The sequence below is a fragment of the Lysobacterales bacterium genome (assembly GCA_016721845.1).
Lineage (GTDB): Bacteria > Pseudomonadota > Gammaproteobacteria > Xanthomonadales > Ahniellaceae > JADKHK01.
This window is the reverse complement of the sequence record JADKHK010000013.1, coordinates 1,553,058-1,567,812: the sequence shown is the minus strand read 5'-3', so window position 1 is coordinate 1,567,812 and position 14,755 is coordinate 1,553,058. Positions and strand designations below refer to the sequence as shown.

The 14,755-nt window shown below is 66.0% G+C and carries 11 protein-coding genes and 1 pseudogene; 3 read left to right on the top strand and 9 right to left on the bottom strand.

Going from position 1 to position 14,755, the window contains the following annotated elements:
* Positions 1 to 88 precede the first annotated feature (88 nt).
* A complete protein-coding gene (locus tag IPP28_14640) occupies positions 89 to 1,957 on the bottom strand; it encodes an ATP-binding cassette domain-containing protein (GenBank protein ID MBL0042231.1) in 1,869 nt (622 codons plus the stop codon).
* Between the two features lie 161 nt (positions 1,958 to 2,118).
* On the opposite strand from IPP28_14640, the gene IPP28_14635 reads away from it, so the two are divergent.
* Together IPP28_14635 and IPP28_14630 are read left to right on the top strand one after the other, a co-directional pair.
* Positions 2,119 to 3,207 carry an efflux RND transporter periplasmic adaptor subunit gene (locus tag IPP28_14635; protein MBL0042230.1) on the top strand — a complete coding sequence of 363 codons (1,089 nt, stop codon included), beginning with the start codon at positions 2,119 to 2,121 and terminating at the stop codon, positions 3,205 to 3,207.
* Between the two features lies 1 nt (position 3,208).
* Positions 3,209 to 6,269: pseudogene (locus IPP28_14630) on the top strand (efflux RND transporter permease subunit).
* Position 6,270: 1 nt separating this feature from the next.
* On the opposite strand, the gene IPP28_14625 reads toward IPP28_14630, so the two are convergent.
* From IPP28_14625 to IPP28_14595, 7 genes are all read right to left on the bottom strand, one after another.
* Positions 6,271 to 6,804, bottom strand: coding sequence for a hypothetical protein (locus IPP28_14625; GenBank protein MBL0042229.1), 534 nt, complete (start codon positions 6,802 to 6,804; stop codon positions 6,271 to 6,273).
* A 33-nt stretch (positions 6,805 to 6,837) separates the two neighbouring features.
* A complete protein-coding gene (locus tag IPP28_14620; protein ID MBL0042228.1) occupies positions 6,838 to 7,512 on the bottom strand; it encodes a hypothetical protein in 675 nt (224 codons plus the stop codon).
* A 16-nt stretch (positions 7,513 to 7,528) separates the two neighbouring features.
* Positions 7,529 to 8,137, bottom strand: coding sequence for a class I SAM-dependent methyltransferase (locus IPP28_14615; protein ID MBL0042227.1), 609 nt, complete (start codon positions 8,135 to 8,137; stop codon positions 7,529 to 7,531).
* Positions 8,134 to 9,054, bottom strand: a complete 921-nt coding sequence (locus tag IPP28_14610; protein MBL0042226.1) for a peptidylprolyl isomerase — start codon at positions 9,052 to 9,054, stop codon at positions 8,134 to 8,136. Before IPP28_14610 ends, IPP28_14615 begins: the two co-directional genes overlap by 4 nt.
* A gap of 64 nt (positions 9,055 to 9,118) precedes the next feature.
* Positions 9,119 to 9,364, bottom strand: a complete 246-nt coding sequence (locus IPP28_14605) for a hypothetical protein (protein MBL0042225.1) — start codon at positions 9,362 to 9,364, stop codon at positions 9,119 to 9,121.
* A gap of 90 nt (positions 9,365 to 9,454) precedes the next feature.
* The gene (gene trxC, locus IPP28_14600) at positions 9,455 to 9,898 is read right to left on the bottom strand and encodes a thioredoxin TrxC (protein ID MBL0042224.1); all 444 of its coding nucleotides are present in this window, start codon (positions 9,896 to 9,898) and stop codon (positions 9,455 to 9,457) included.
* 8 nt (positions 9,899 to 9,906) lie between these two features.
* On the bottom strand, positions 9,907 to 10,395 hold the full coding sequence (locus IPP28_14595; protein ID MBL0042223.1) for an 8-oxo-dGTP diphosphatase: 489 nt from the start codon (positions 10,393 to 10,395) through the stop codon (positions 9,907 to 9,909).
* A 57-nt stretch (positions 10,396 to 10,452) separates the two neighbouring features.
* On the opposite strand from IPP28_14595, the gene IPP28_14590 reads away from it, so the two are divergent.
* A complete protein-coding gene (locus IPP28_14590) occupies positions 10,453 to 12,198 on the top strand; it encodes a hypothetical protein (protein ID MBL0042222.1) in 1,746 nt (581 codons plus the stop codon).
* 3 nt (positions 12,199 to 12,201) lie between these two features.
* Here IPP28_14590 and IPP28_14585 read toward each other — a convergent pair whose 3' ends face one another.
* The gene (locus IPP28_14585) at positions 12,202 to 14,640 is read right to left on the bottom strand and encodes an EAL domain-containing protein (GenBank protein ID MBL0042221.1); all 2,439 of its coding nucleotides are present in this window, start codon (positions 14,638 to 14,640) and stop codon (positions 12,202 to 12,204) included.
* Positions 14,641 to 14,755: the final 115 nt, after the last annotated feature.

Sequence of the window (14,755 nt, the reverse complement as noted above, 5' to 3'; positions counted from 1 at the left end):
GCCTACTTGCGACCATCGGGCCACAAGTGGCCCTCCTGCAAATTGCATCGGTGCCCGCTCTCTGTAGGAGGGCCACTCGTGGCCCGACCTAGGCGTCCAATTCCTGCCATCGCGCATAAGCGAGATCGAGCGCAGCTTGTTTGACCGCGCGTTCGTTGTTCGCTGCGGTGATTGTCGCTGCGGGTTGCTGGTAGAAGGCGGGTTCGAGCATGCGCGCGTCGAAGTCGGCGAGTTCGGCCTCGAGTTGCTCGATACGCGCGGGCAGCTCGGCAAGTTCGCGTTGGTCCTTGAACGATAGCTTGCGCTTTGCCGCCGCCGCGGGCGCCGGTGTGGCCACCGCTGCCGGTGCGGGCGCTTCAAGCTTGCGTTGCACGGCCGCCGCACGCTGGCGCAACCAGTCGCTGTAGCCGCCGACGTATTCCTGGACGCGGCCATCGCCTTCGAAGACCAGGGTGCTGGTCACGACCGAATCCAGGAAGTCGCGGTCATGCGACACCAGCAGCAAGGTGCCGGGCCAGCTCGCGAGCAGCTCTTCGAGCAGTTCCAGCGTTTCGATATCGAGGTCGTTGGTGGGCTCGTCCATCACGATCACGTTGGCCGGCCGCGCGAAGAGCTTGGCGAGCAACAAACGATTGCGTTCGCCGCCGGACAACTTGGTGATCGGCGCGCGTGCGCGCTCAGGGGTGAACAGGAAATCCTGCAGGTAGCCAATCACATGCTTGCGCTGGCCGTTGATCTCGACGCTGTCGGAACCGCCGGCGACATTGTCGAGCGCGTTCAGCGATTCGTTCAGCGCCATGCGGTGCTGGTCGAAATAGGCGACTTCGAGATTGGTGCCGCGGATCACTTCGCCGGACGTCGGCTGCAGATCACCGAGCAGCAGACGGATCAAGGTGCTCTTGCCGGCGCCGTTCGGACCGACGATGCCGACGCGATCGCCGCGCTGGATCATCGTCGTCAGGCCGTCGACGAGAACACGTTCGCCGTAGGCAAAGCGCAGGTCGCGGGCTTCGACCACGCGCTTGCCCGAAGGCGCGGCCTGGCTGACCGAGAGACTGACTTTGCCCTGCTGCTCGCGTCGCTGCGCGCGCTCGCGGCGCATCGCTTCGAGTTCGCGCACGCGGCCTTCGTTGCGGGTGCGGCGCGCCTTGATGCCTTGGCGGATCCAGACTTCCTCTTCGGCCAGTTTTCGATCGAAATGCGCATTGGCCTGCGCTTCGGCGTGCAGGCGTTCCTCGCGGCGACGCAGGTAGTTGTCGTAGTCGCCGGGCCAGCTTGTGAGCTGGCCGCGATCGATCTCGACGATGCGCGTCGCCAGTTTGCGCAGGAAACGGCGATCATGGGTCACGAAGATCAGGCTGCCGCTGAATGCCAGCAACGAGGCTTCCAGCGCATCGATGGCTTCGAGATCGAGGTGGTTGGTCGGTTCGTCGAGCAGCAGCACATCGGGTTCGACCACCAGCGCGCGCGCCATCAGTACGCGCCGCTTCATACCGCCGGACAGCGACGAAAACGCGATGTCCGAGGGCAGCTCGAGTCGCGCCAGCAGATTCGACACGCGCTGGTCCAGCGACCAGCCGCCACGCGCATCGATCTGTGCCTGCACTTCGCCGAAGCGGGCGCCGGCGGTGTCGCCGTGTTCGATCAGATGGTGGAACTCGGCCACGAGTGCGCCGACATCTCCAAGCGCCGCAGCGACCACGTCGAACACGTCGCCGTCGAGTCCGCGTGGCACTTCCTGGTCGAGCTTGGCGACGCGTACCCCGTCGCTGACGCGGACTTCGCCGTCGTCGGCGCGGATCTCGCCGGCGATCAGGCGCATCAGCGTGGTCTTGCCCATGCCATTGCGGCCGACGATGCAGACGCGTTCGCGACTGTCGATGGTGAAATCGACGCCGTCGAGCAGTTTCGGGCCGCCGACCGCGAGGTCGACCTTGAGCAGTTGCAGCAGGGGCATGGGTCTTCCGGTTCGGTGGCAACCCGTCCGTGACGGAAGTCACGACAGGTGGGGTCAGCCGCTCACGTTATCATGCGCAGTCAATAGGCAGGCTCGACCGGCGACGCGGCATGCTGGCGCCGTCGGGTCCGCAGCGGTTTCTCTCTGGCATTGGACACATCATGAATCGTCGAACGATCGCTGCCGGCATCGGCTGGGCAGTCGTGTTGTCGCTTGCGGGCTGTGGCGGCAAACCGGATTCGGCCAAGACGGCCATGCCCGTCGGAAGCGCTGCGCTGGCGGTGGAATTGTCGCAAGTGACGCAGGCACCGCTGGTGCGTTCAGTCACGGTGTCGGGCGCGGTCGCGGCTTGGCAGGACATGCAACTTGGCGTCGAACTGAGCGGACTGCGCATCGCCGACGTCAAGGTCGAAGTGGGCGACGAGGTGAAGCGCGGCGATGTGCTGGTCACGCTCGATGCGCGCACGCTCGACAGCGAGCTGAAAATGGCCGAAGCAGCTGCGCAAGAGGCGCAGGCCGGCATTCTGCTGGCGACGAGTCAGCTTGATCGCGGTGACGCGTTGAAATCGCGGAAGCTGATCAGCATGTCGGACCACGATTTGTTGCGTGCCGCGATGGTGCAAGCCGAGGCGCGGGCAGCGACGACCTCGGCGCAACTCGATGCGGCTCGGCTGCGGCGCGACTTCGCGACCTTGCGCGCGCCGGATGATGGCGTCATCGCGACGCGCACGGCCGAGCCGGGCATGGTGGTGATGGCGGGGACGCGATTGCTGAGCATGATCCGTGACGGCCGCCTGGAGTGGCGTGCCGAATTGAGCGAGGCTGACCTGCTCGATGTGCAGGTGGGGGCCGCGGTCGAGGTGCGCCAGCGTGATGGCCGCATCGTGCCGGGACGCGTGCGCGCGGTGTCGCCCGCGCTCGATGCCGCGACGCGCACCGGTACCGTGCATGTCGATCTGCCCGGCCCCGGGCAGTTGCGTTCGGGCATGTTCGCCGAAGGCCGCATTCACGTCGGCGAAGGTGATGCGCTGAGCGTGCCGGTCGCTGCGGTCGTGCGCCGTGACGGCTACGCCTACGTCTTCACGATCAAGGGCAGGGACCGCGTCGAGCGCCGTCGCGTCGAACTCGGTCGCATCGATGGCGATCGCATCGAGGTGCGTGCCGGCGTGCAGGCCGGCGAGCGCGTGGTCAGTCGCGGCGGCGCTTTTCTCGCCGACGGCGACCAGGTGCGCGTGGGCAGCGGAGGCTGACATGTTCAACGTCTCCGCTTGGGCGATTCGGCGGCCGCTGCCGGCGTTGATGATCTTCTTCGTGCTCTGCGTCGCCGGCATCTACGGTTTCATCAAGCTGCCGATCTCGCGTTTCCCGGACATCGCCTTCCCGATGGTGGCGACCACGATCAGCCTGCCCGGCGCGGCGCCGAGCCAGCTCGAAGCCGAGGTCACGCGCAAGGTCGAGGACGCCGTCGCGACCATCAGTGGCGTCAAGCGCGTGATGTCGAGCGTCAACGAAGGCGTCTCGACCACGACCATCGAGTTCCAGCTTGAAGTCGACGTGCAAGTGGCGCTCGACGACGTGCGCGATGCGGTCAGCCGCATCCGCATGGATCTGCCGGTCGACATCCAGGAGCCGATCATCGCCAAGATCGAAGTGGTCGGCGGCACCCTGCTGACCTACGCGGTGGAGTCGCAGCGCATGCAGCCGGATGAACTGTCGTGGTTCGTCGATCGCACGGTCAGCAAGGCGATGTACGGCATCAAGGGCATCGCGACGGTGAAGCGCATCGGCGGCATCGAGCGCGAGATCCGCATCGATCTCGATCCGCAGGCATTGAATGCGTTCGGCATGACCGCCGGTCAGGTCTCGCAGCAACTTGCGCGCATCCAGGTCGAACGCCCGGGCGGGCAGATGGAATGGGCCGGCGAACGCCAGGTCGTGCGTACGGTCGGCACCGTCGCCGATGCCGATGCCTTGCGCGCCTATTCGATCAGCCTGCCCGATGGTCGTTCGGTACGCCTCGACAGCATCGCGACCATCCGCGATGGCGCGGCCGAGACCAGCCAAATCGCGTTGCTGAATGGCAAGCCGGTGATCGGCTTCGACCTCTCTCGGTCGCGCGGCAGCAGCGAAGTCGATGTCGCGAAGCAGGTGCGTGCGGCTCTGGACCAATTGGTGAAGACGCATCCCGGCGTGAACTTCGTGCTGGTGAATTCGACGGTCGAGGAAGCCGAGCGCTCGTATTCCTCGTCGATGACGATGCTGTGGGAAGGCGCATTGCTGGCGCTGGCCGTGGTGTTCCTGTTCCTGCGCGACTGGCGTGCGACCTGGGTCAGCGCGGTGGCGTTGCCGTTGTCGATCATTCCGACCTTCGCGGTGATGTACCTGTTCGGCTTCAGCCTGAACCTGATCACGCTGCTGGCGCTCTCGGTCGTGGTCGGCATCCTGGTCGACGATGCCATCGTCGAAGTCGAGAACATCGTGCGGCACCTGCGCATGGGCAAGGCACCGATCGACGCGGCGCGCGAAGCGGCCGACGAGATCGGCATCGCCGTGATCGCGACCTCGCTGACCCTGGCGGCAGTGTTCGTGCCGGTCGCGTTCATGCCGGGCATCCCGGGCAAGTTCTTCCGCGAATTCGGCTGGACCGCCGCCACCGCAGTGCTGTTTTCGCTGCTGGTCGCGCGCCTGCTGACGCCGATGATGGCGGCCTACCAGATGCGTGCGAAGCCGGTGCAGGAAAACGATGGCAAGGTCATGACCTGGTATCTCGGCTGGGTCGATGCCGCCTTGCGCCATCGCTGGCGGACCATCGTGGTCGCGACCGGCCTGTTCTTCGCATCGTTGCTGATCGTGCCGTTCATTCCCGCCACCTTCATCCCGACCTCGGATTTGGGTCGCAGCAACCTGAGCATCGAGCTGCCCCCGGGCACGCGCATCGAGGAAACGTTCGCCGTCGCCGAGGCAGCGCGTGCGAAGCTCGCGCCGATCAAGGAGCTGAAGCAGGTGTACTCGTCGATCGGCGCGGTGCTCGACATCGGCGATCCGACGAAGACCGGCATCGGCGAAACTCGCAAGGCAACCCTGATCCTCGACTGGGGCGAAGCGCGCCATCGCGGGCGTAGCCAGAAGCAGTTGGAAGCAGAGGTACGAACACGCCTCGCCGGGATCGCCGGTGCACGCATCAGTTTCCTCAGCACCGAGCCGGGCGAGCTGATGCAACTGGTGCTGTCGGGCGATGAGGGCAAGGCCCTCGGCGAAGCCGCGGCTGCACTGGAACGCGATCTGAGGACGTTGCCGGGACTGGGCAGCGTCACTTCGACCGCAGCCTTGCTGCGACCGGAAATCGTGATCGTGCCGGACCCTGCGCGCGCCGCCGATCTGGGCGTCGCGACCGCCGACATCGCCGAGGCTGCGCGCATCGCCACGGCCGGTGACTTCTCGCAACGCCTCGCGAAATTGAACCTGCCCGACCGCCAGGTGCCGATCCGGGTCGGCGTGACGAAGTCGGCGCTGGCCAGTGAATCGCTGATCGCCGACCTGCGCGTGCCCGGCAAATCGGGTCCGGTGCCGCTCTCGGCGGTCGCCGATATCCGTCTCGACAGCGGCCCGGCGCAGATCGATCGTTACCAGCGCAGCCGCAACGTCACGCCTCACTGCAGAATTGAACGGGCGCCCGCTTGGCGAAGTGATGGCCGAAGTCGAGCGCTTGCCGAGCGTGGCCCAACTGCCGCCGGGCATCGGCTTCCTCAATACCGGCGATGCCGAAGTGTTCGTCGAGCTGTTCTTCGGCTTCCTGCTGGCGATGGCGGCCGGGCTGATCTGCATCTACATGGTGCTGGTGCTGCTGTTCAACAGCGCGCTGCAGCCGCTGACCATCCTGACCGCGGTACCTCTGTGCGCGGGCGGCGCGTTCGGTCTGTTGCTGCTCACGCAGAACTATCTGTCGTTGCCGGCGTTGATCGGATTGCTCATGCTGATCGGTGTGGCCAGCAAGAATTCGATCTTGCTGGTCGACTACGCGGTGATGGCCGAAGACGAACACGGCCTGAGTCAGCACGATGCCTTGATCGATGCCTGCCGCAAGCGTGCGCAGCCGGTGGTGATGACGACCATCGCGATGGCGGCCGGCATGGCGCCGATCGTGTTCGGACTCAGCGCCGATTCGAGCTTCCGCGCGCCGATGGCGATCGCCGTGATCGGTGGCCTGATTACGTCAACCCTGCTCAGCCTGATCGTCGTGCCGGCGGTCTATACCGTGGTCGACGACATGAGCGGATGGTTCCGCAGGCGCCGTCGCGTGCCGGCGCCGTAAGTCACTCGGCTGGATCGATCACGCTCAATTTGGCGTCGTCGATCCAGATCGTGCCTTCGTCTTCCAGCGTCACAGCGACGACGAGTTGCGTGGTGTATTCGGGGATGTCCAGGCGTAACGCGTGTCGGGTCCAGTCGCTGTCACCGCCGATGCGGTCCGACTTCACATGCTGCAGCAGCAACGACCGTGCGGAGGCACCCAGCCAGATCAGAAAGCCTTTCTTGCCGACCTTGTCGCTGCGCACCCAGACTTCGAACTCGACGGTCTTGCCGATCAGATCGGGCGTGACCGGCAGCAACTGTTCGGTCTTGCCCCAGACTTGCTTCGTCATTCGGCGCAGCATGAGGCTGCGCTTGCCGCCGTGCGCCTGATCCTCGACCACTTCGAAGCGGTAGGCCCGAACGCCGGCGTGCTGCTTGTTGATCCAGTTCGCGGCACCGCCGCGACCATTCAGTTCTTCGAACTGGCCGTTTTTCAGCAAACTCGATTTGGTCGCGGGCGCGTTCTCGGCGGCGAGGGCGAACGTCGACAGCAAGGTGCAGAGAAAGAGGGCGGTGCGGGTGGGTTTTCATGCAGTCAGTCCTGAATCGGTCGGCGATGGTAGCGAAGCCGGCTTCGGCTCGCACCACGTGCCCTCCCAATGGTGCACGGCATAGGTCTCCGCGCTGATGCAGTCCGGGCTGTACGTCTCCGTCCAGGCATAGGGATAAAAGCATTCACGGGGCAGCAAGGTGACGCCGCGCACGTCCTGGCGGCCATGCTGCACCAGCCCGGCACGCATCAGCACGGCCGTCAACAATTCAGGGCCGCGCGGGATGTACTGACTTTGCGTATAGGTCTGCCGGAGCGTCGTCAGGCAATGCGCAAGGAACGGATGTCCCGCGCGCGCGCCGATGACGGCATTGTTGACCCAATCGACGTGCGCCGGCACCAGTTGGAAACCGAGAAAGCACTCGAGCGGCAAGAGGTCATCGAAGCGGCGCACGACTTCCACATCGGTATCCAGATAGAGGCCGCCATGCCGATGCAGCACGTCGAGACGGACATAGTTCGCGACTTTGGACCAAAGACCTCGAGCGAGGGTCGCGCGGCAATAGTCGTGGTCGAGATCGGCATTGTCCTCGTTCCATTCGACGATCTCGTAGTCCGGCAGCATCCGGCGCCAGCTGTCGATGCAGCGACGGTTCAAGTCGCTCATCGGACCTCGTCCGAACCAGCAGTAGTGGATCGTCTTCGGAATCATCGCGCGTCGACCACGTTCAATCGCGGGCGCCGAGTTCGAGCGCGCTGGCTTCTTCGCGCAAGCCGCGACTCAGGTAGCCATGCGAGCCGCAAGCGGTGAACCCGGCCTGCACGAAGGCCTTGCGATAGAACTTGGCCGGGCGCGCGATGAATCCTTCGCGATCGCCGACGAATTCATCGCCGCGGCACATCAGTTCGATGAAGGCGAAACCCTCCGGACAGAGGTCGGCGAAGCCTTCGAGGCCGCGCAGCAACTCCTTCGTCGGCAGGTAATGCATCACATCCGAACAGATCAGCAGGTCGAAACTGCGGTCGAAGCGCAGTTGTTCGAGATCCCCGAAGCGGCACAGTCGAATGTCACGCGCGAGGCCGTGGCGTTCGACCACGTAGTCGCTGCTGTCGAGGCCGAGATAGTCGATCTTCGGTCGCAACAGTTTCAGGAAGCCGCGCCACGGCGCTTCACCGCAACCGATGTCGATGACCGAACGGATCGGGCGACCGAGATAGTGCTCGGCCATCGCCACCGCCATCGCCACCTTGCGTTCGAGCACCAGTGGCGATTTCACCCGGTGCTTCGGGTCGCGATACCAGCGATCGAAATAGGCCTGGTCGTAATGCTTGCTCACGATTTCGGCGCGCTCGTCGGCGTGGCGCGCACCGGCAGTGGCACGTTGCACAGTTCGATATGCCCGGCCGGCAGTTTGGTCCAGGGATCGCGACGGTTGCGCTTGGCTTCGACGATCTCGGCGAAGGTCGGGGTGTCGGTGCGCAGCACGTCAAGCGCGCTGCGCTCGCCTTCCGGCACGTCGGCGGCAACGCGCATGGCCTTGATCGGCGCGCGTTGTTCGGGTTTCTCGTAGAAGCCCATCGGCGGCGCACCGCGCGCCATCGTGCTCAGCAATTCGATGCCGCTCAGCACGCGTCCGACCAGGGTGATGTTGCGATCGAGATGGCGCGGTGCGTGGCCGCTGACGACGTAGAGCTGGGCACCGTTGCCGGAATCGGTTTCGTTGCCGCGGGCCACGCCGACCGTGCCATAACAATGCGTCAGCCAGATCTCGCGGGTCTTCGGATCGCGTCCGACCCAGAATCCATCGGACACGCCGACCACCGGTGCGTAGCCGTCGTCGTCGGGGATGCGCGTGAACGACATCGTGTCGGTCCAGGGCACCGTGAACTCGCCCTCGAGTTTGGCTTTTGCGGTCTTGAACGGACGCGCCTTCGCTTCGTCATCGGCCTCCGGGTCGCCCCACTGCACGACATAGTTGTCTTGCGAACGGAGGATGGCGAGGCCGTCGAAATAGCCTTCGCGTGCGAGTGCACGGATGTTCACGGCATGCTTCGGTGCCAGCCAGGGCGCGAGTTCGATCACGACACGGCCGCTGGCGAGTTCCAGATACAACGTGTTCTCCGGGTCGGGCTGGCGCCAGTCCGCCGGCGCGGAGGCAGCGACGATCTCGTTGACCGTGCGATAGGCCGGCGCTTCTTCGGCATGCGCCACGACGGCAGCGAGGGCAAGCAGGGGCAGGGCGAGTCGTGACATGGAACCTCCGGCAGCGGGGCCCGAAGCCTAGCCGGCCCTCGCATCCTGCGGCAATCGCCGGGATTCAGGCCGCAAGCGTGGTGCTGTCGGCGTGCACGCTGAGGCTGACCGCGAGACGGCGCTGGTCCAAGGGCGACAGGGCCGCAAAATAAGCCGATGTCGCGTCGCGAAATTGCGCGAGGCCGAGGCGGTCGCGCAGTTCGGACAACGATCGCGAGCAGGATGCATCGCGTCCCGCGGATGCGGCAGACAACAAGCGCGCATACACGTCATGCAGCGGATTCTTGGCGATATTCGGGACGTCGGGCATGGTGGGTTCCTCGCTTGGGACGGCGCGGATCGTCGTCCTGCCGATGCTGACGCGGCCGGGGAACAAAACGTGTCATGCGCCCTGCATCGTTCAGTCCGCCGTGAGTTGCGCCAGCCACTGCATCAGTTGCGACAAGGGCAAGGCGCCGGAGATGCGGCCGAGTTCGCGGCCGCCGCCGAACGCGACGAGCGTCGGAATGCTGCGAATGCCGAACGGGGCGGCAGCTTGCGGATGCGCCTCGGTATCGAGCTTGAGCAGCCGGAACTTCGGTTCGAGACGCCGCGCGGCTTCGACATACGTCGGCGCGAATTGCCTGCAGGGACCGCACCAGGGCGCCCAGAAGTCGACCACGACCGGCAGTTCGTCACGGCCCAGATGCTTCGTCAACTGCGCGCCATCGACCGCGCGCGGCTGGCCGACGAACAGGGCGTGATGACAGCGCCCGCATTGCGGCTGCGCCACGAGCCGTGCCTCGGGCACCCGATTCACCGCATCGCAATGCGGACAGACGATGTGCAGACGGGCTTCGGTCATGGCCTACCTCAGATGCGCGACACCGACCACGACTGCATGCGTCCGTCGCGATAAGGCATCACGCCATGGAAAGGGCGCGGGTCGGCGTCGAAGACCAGCGGCAGGAAGTGGCGGTCGCCGTCCCAGAGCGGCAAGTCCATGATCCGCTCGATCGGCACCCATTCGAGGTCGCCCTCGGGGTTGCTGGCCGGCGGCACGCCCTGGAAACGCGTGATCAGGAACACGAAACCGAACCAGTCCTCGCCGTGCTTGCCGAAGCCTGGCCAGGAAATCGTGCCGCGCAACTGCAGTTCATTGCAATCGATCTGCGCTTCCTCGCGGATCTCCCGGCGCATGCCGGCGACGATGTCCTCGTCGGCTTCGAGCTTGCCGCCGAGGCCGTTGTACTTGCCGAGATGGGCGTCGTGCGCGCGCGCATTGCGATGCACCAGCAGTACCTGGTCGCGGTCCGGCGAGAGCACGTAGCCGAGCGTGGCGAGGATCGGGGTATAGGGCATGACGGTGACAGTCGCCGGTCGAGGCTGGGAGCAACACTATAATGCCCGCTGTTTCCGATGCGGCACGCCGTGATGACCGAGTATCAGCAATGGATTGCGAGCCGCGGTGGCGCCTGCTGGCCCAGCGGTGGCGACCAGTTCCTGTGGGTGGCCACGGATCGTCAGCGCAGTGCCCTGCTCAGTCGCGCCGAAGCGGTGCTGTGGCAGATGGCGTTGCCGTTCCAGCCACGCGCGGCCTTGATCGCCGCAGCACAGGAGCGACAGTCGATGCCGTCCGCCGTGGCGACTGCCGCGCTGGTCCGACTCGAAGCGATGGACCTGGTGGTGACGCCGGCGGTGATGATCGGGGATGCCGAATTGCGGCCTCCGGCACCTGCGCCGGTCATTGCGGTGCGCACCTATCGACGCCCGCAGGCATTGGCGCGACTTCTCGATTCGGCGCTTGATCGTCGGCAACGCGGCGATGTCTCGCGCCCCTGGCTGGTGGTCGACGACGCGCGCACGGACGTCGATGCCGCCGACAATGTCGACGTGGTGGCCCGCGCAGCGCGCGCGGGGCTGGACGTGATGTACCTGGGCCCGGTGCAGCGTCGCGAAATGCTGGCCACGCTCCCGGAGACCGCGGATCCGCGCATTGCCTGCCTGCTGGATCCGGCGGTGCTGGCGACCGCGAGTGGTGCGCGTTCCTGGAATTGGGCGATGTTGCTGACCGCCGGCGCTACGGTCTCGATGATCGACGACGACTGTTTTCTGCCGGTGCGAAGACCGCCGGCATGGCAACGCCATTGGTCGATGCAGAACGCGTCGGCCACCGAGGGCCGCTTTTTCGACGGTGCGATGCCGGACCTGCCCGAGATGGACGAAGATCCTTGGCGCGAAGCGCTGACGGTGCTTGGCCAATCGCCGGGTGCGCTGGCACAGCGCGACGGGCTGCTGATTCGCCAGATCGCCGGGCAGAGTCATGAACAGCTGTCGTCCTGGAGAGCCGGGCGTCGTGTTGCCGCAGTGATCGCCGGCATCCATGGCGGCCACGTGTTCAACAGTGCGCTCTATCTGAACATCACCGACAGCCATAGCCTGCGCGACTTGCTGCGTGAGCCGTTCGTGCTGGATCGATTGCAGGGCGATCACCTGTGGCAAGGGGTGTCGGTGCCGCGCCTGACGAGCTCGGCCGTGTACACGCCGTTCCTGATCGACAATCGCGAACTGGTGCCACTCACGCCCACCGCAGGGCATGCCGACGACACCGCCTTCCTCGGCCTGCTCAGCGCGATCGCGCCCGACAGCAGCTTTGCGATGCTGCCGATGCTGATGGGGCATGCGCCGGTGGAGCATCGCGATCGTCTCGACGCGATGTTTCGCGAACTGCTGGTCGACGGCAACACGTATCTATCCGGCTTCGCACATCACGCTTCGCCGCAGTTGCGCGGACGCGACCGTGCTGCGCGCCTGCAGGCGATCGCGGCAATGGCTGCAAACGCGGGCGCGTGCAGCGATGCCGAGTGGCAGGCCGATGTCGCGGTGTGGCGCAATCGCGTGATTGCCGGGGCGCTGGATGCGTTGGCGCAATCGGTCAAGCTGGCGGCGGGCGAGGCTCCGGCCGAATGGCTTCACGCCGTCGCGCGGGCGGATGCGGTCAATCGTGCGGCGATGTCGACGCCCGCGCCCGCGGACTTGCTGGCCGGATCGAGGCGCTGTTTTGCGCAGCTTGCCCACGGCGCAGCGGCCTGGACCCACTGGTGGACAACAGCCGCAGCCGGTTGGGCGGACGAATGGCGCCAACGTCTGCGACTGCGCGCCTGACGGTCACCACAGGGGCCGGTTGAAGTCGAATTCCGGTTGCGCCAATGCCGGCCCGAAGGCGTTGCCAACACCATAGTCGATGCCGAGGCGCATGAAGATGTGCGCATGTTCCAGCGTGTTCATGCCGGGCGCGACGACCATGGCGCCCAACTGGTGCGCCTTGCGCACCAGCGCGATCAAGGTCGGGCTGGTGCTGTTGGCCGAAGCGGTCGCATCGAGCAATTCGGCATCGAGGCGCAATACGTCGACCGGCAGTTGCGTCAGCACGTGGACTGCGGCGAAGTCGCGACCGTAGTCGCTGAGGCCGAAACGCACGCCGGCATCGCGCAGGCGCGCGATCGGCGCGTTCAGTGCCTCGCGATGGTCGAGCAGTTCTGCACCGGTCAGTTCGAACGTGAAGCCGCCGCCTGCAAGTTGACGCCTGCCCATGGTCGCGAGCAGCCAGTCCATTTCGGTGCCATCGAGCAGCCAATCGCTGGTGACCGGCATCAGGAAGCGCAGGGCATGGCGACCGCCCCGCGCCTCCTCGCGCGCTGCGAACGCGATTTCAAGGCGTGAGCGCTCCAGCGTCGTGCGCTGGCCGAGTTCGTTGGCGACGCTGGCGCACAAGGCATAGCTGCCGCGAGTGCCGCTGTTTGCCGCACTGCCGAGGAAGAACTGGAAGTCGAATTGGTCGTGCAGACTACCCTTCAACGGCACCAGCGGGCGATATTCCACGCGCAGGTTGCGCTGGTCCAGCGGGCGGCTGAGCACTGCCCGCACTGCCAGTACCGGGTCGGTCCGGGTGGCGTCGTCCAGTTCCGACCACAGCGCGATGTTGCCGCCGCGCGCCTGCGCATCGGCACAGGCGCGCTCGGCTGCCTGCACGGCGGTATCGGCATCGGTGGGTACGTCGTCGAGCGCGACCAGGCCGATGCTCGCGCTGATCGGCAGCGTGTTGCTCTGGATCTCCAGGGGACGTTCGACAATCGCGAAGCGCAGGCGTTCGGCGAGTTGCGTCAGCAGTTCGCGACGGTCGCGGGTGAGCAGCACCAGCCAGGCGAAATCACGCAGGCCGCAGACCAGGTCGTGGTTCGCCAGCAGATCACGCAAGCGCGTGCCGATCTCGACGTCGATGGTTCCCATCGCGCTCAGGCCGATCTGGCCGCGCAGGGCATCGACGTCGTCGAACTGGATCATCATCAGCGCCGAACCCTGGGTGCCGATGCGACCGGCAATGCGGTCGATCACCAGCGAGCGCGGATACAGACCGGACTTCGGGTCTCGCGCCGCCCCGGCTTCTGCCTGTGCCCGCAGCCACTGCGCGCGCTGCACGCGCGAGCGGATGACGCCGACGACATGGCGCGCCTTGAGCGGCTTCACCAGCACCTCGTCGGCACCGGCCGCGATGGCATCGAAACGTTCTGCTGCATCGCCGGCCGTCGCTGCCAACACGATCGGCAAGGTGGCATGTTCGGCCTGCTGGCGCATGACCTGCACCAGGTCGATGCCGCGTGCATCGGGCAGACTGTCGTCGATCAGCACCGCATCCGGCTGGAAGTCGGCGAGTGCCGACATCGCGGCGGACCCATGCGGGGCGATGCGCGCCGTCATGCCCTCGGCCGCGATCCATTGGCCGCACTGCACCGCGAGCTCGCGGTCGTCTTCGACGATCAGCACGCGATAGGGCGGTGCATCCTGACGACCGAGCAGCTCGTCGATGCGCGCGGCAATGCGGTAACTGTCGAGCGGCGAGGCGAAGAACGCAGCCGCGCCCGCCCGCAACGCCAACAGGCGATGCGTGAGATCGCGGTCCGGCGACAGGACAACGACTGCGGGTGGCGAGGGTGCATCGCGCCAACGCGCGATCAGGGCCGGAAGGGCACGCAACTGCATCGCCGTCATGATCACGGCACCGGGCACGGTGACATTCAGGAAATCGCGCAGGCCGATGGCATCGCCGAAATGCTGCAGTTCGTAGCCGCGTTCGCCAAGCGCGGATTGCAGGCCGGGTGCCAGTCGGTCGCCGACGCCGAGCAGACACAGGGTGTTGCGAGAGGTGCGTTGCCGGCTCGCCGCCGCAAGCGCACCCTGGATCGACGTGATGTTGTCGCGTGCGGTGGGCGACTCGACGGCGGTCGGCTCCCCGCGGTCTGGTTGCGTTTGCGCAACCGCCGGCACCGCTTGGTCCAGCTGCTCGATCAGCTCGTTGATGCGGATGCATTGTGCCGTGTTCGGCGCGCGCCCGGTTTCGATGAAGCTGGCGAGATAGGCGGCGAGATCGCCGAGGCGCGTCACCATCGCGCCGTCGGCCGCTTCCAGCCACGCGTCGACATGCTCCGCGAGCTGCTCGGACTGGTCCTGCGACCACTGTTCCGACAGCTGCTTCCACAGCGTGACCACGGCTTCCGCATGCACGTGGGCGGGTGGATCGTCGGCGGTGGCAAAGGCGGGCGACGTCATGCGGCGATGCTATCAGTGCGACGAGTTCGGTTTGGAACAACGATTCTGCAGCCGATGTCGCAGGAATCGTGCCGAATTCCCGTTTATGCTGGACCGAGGGATCGACGAGGATTGC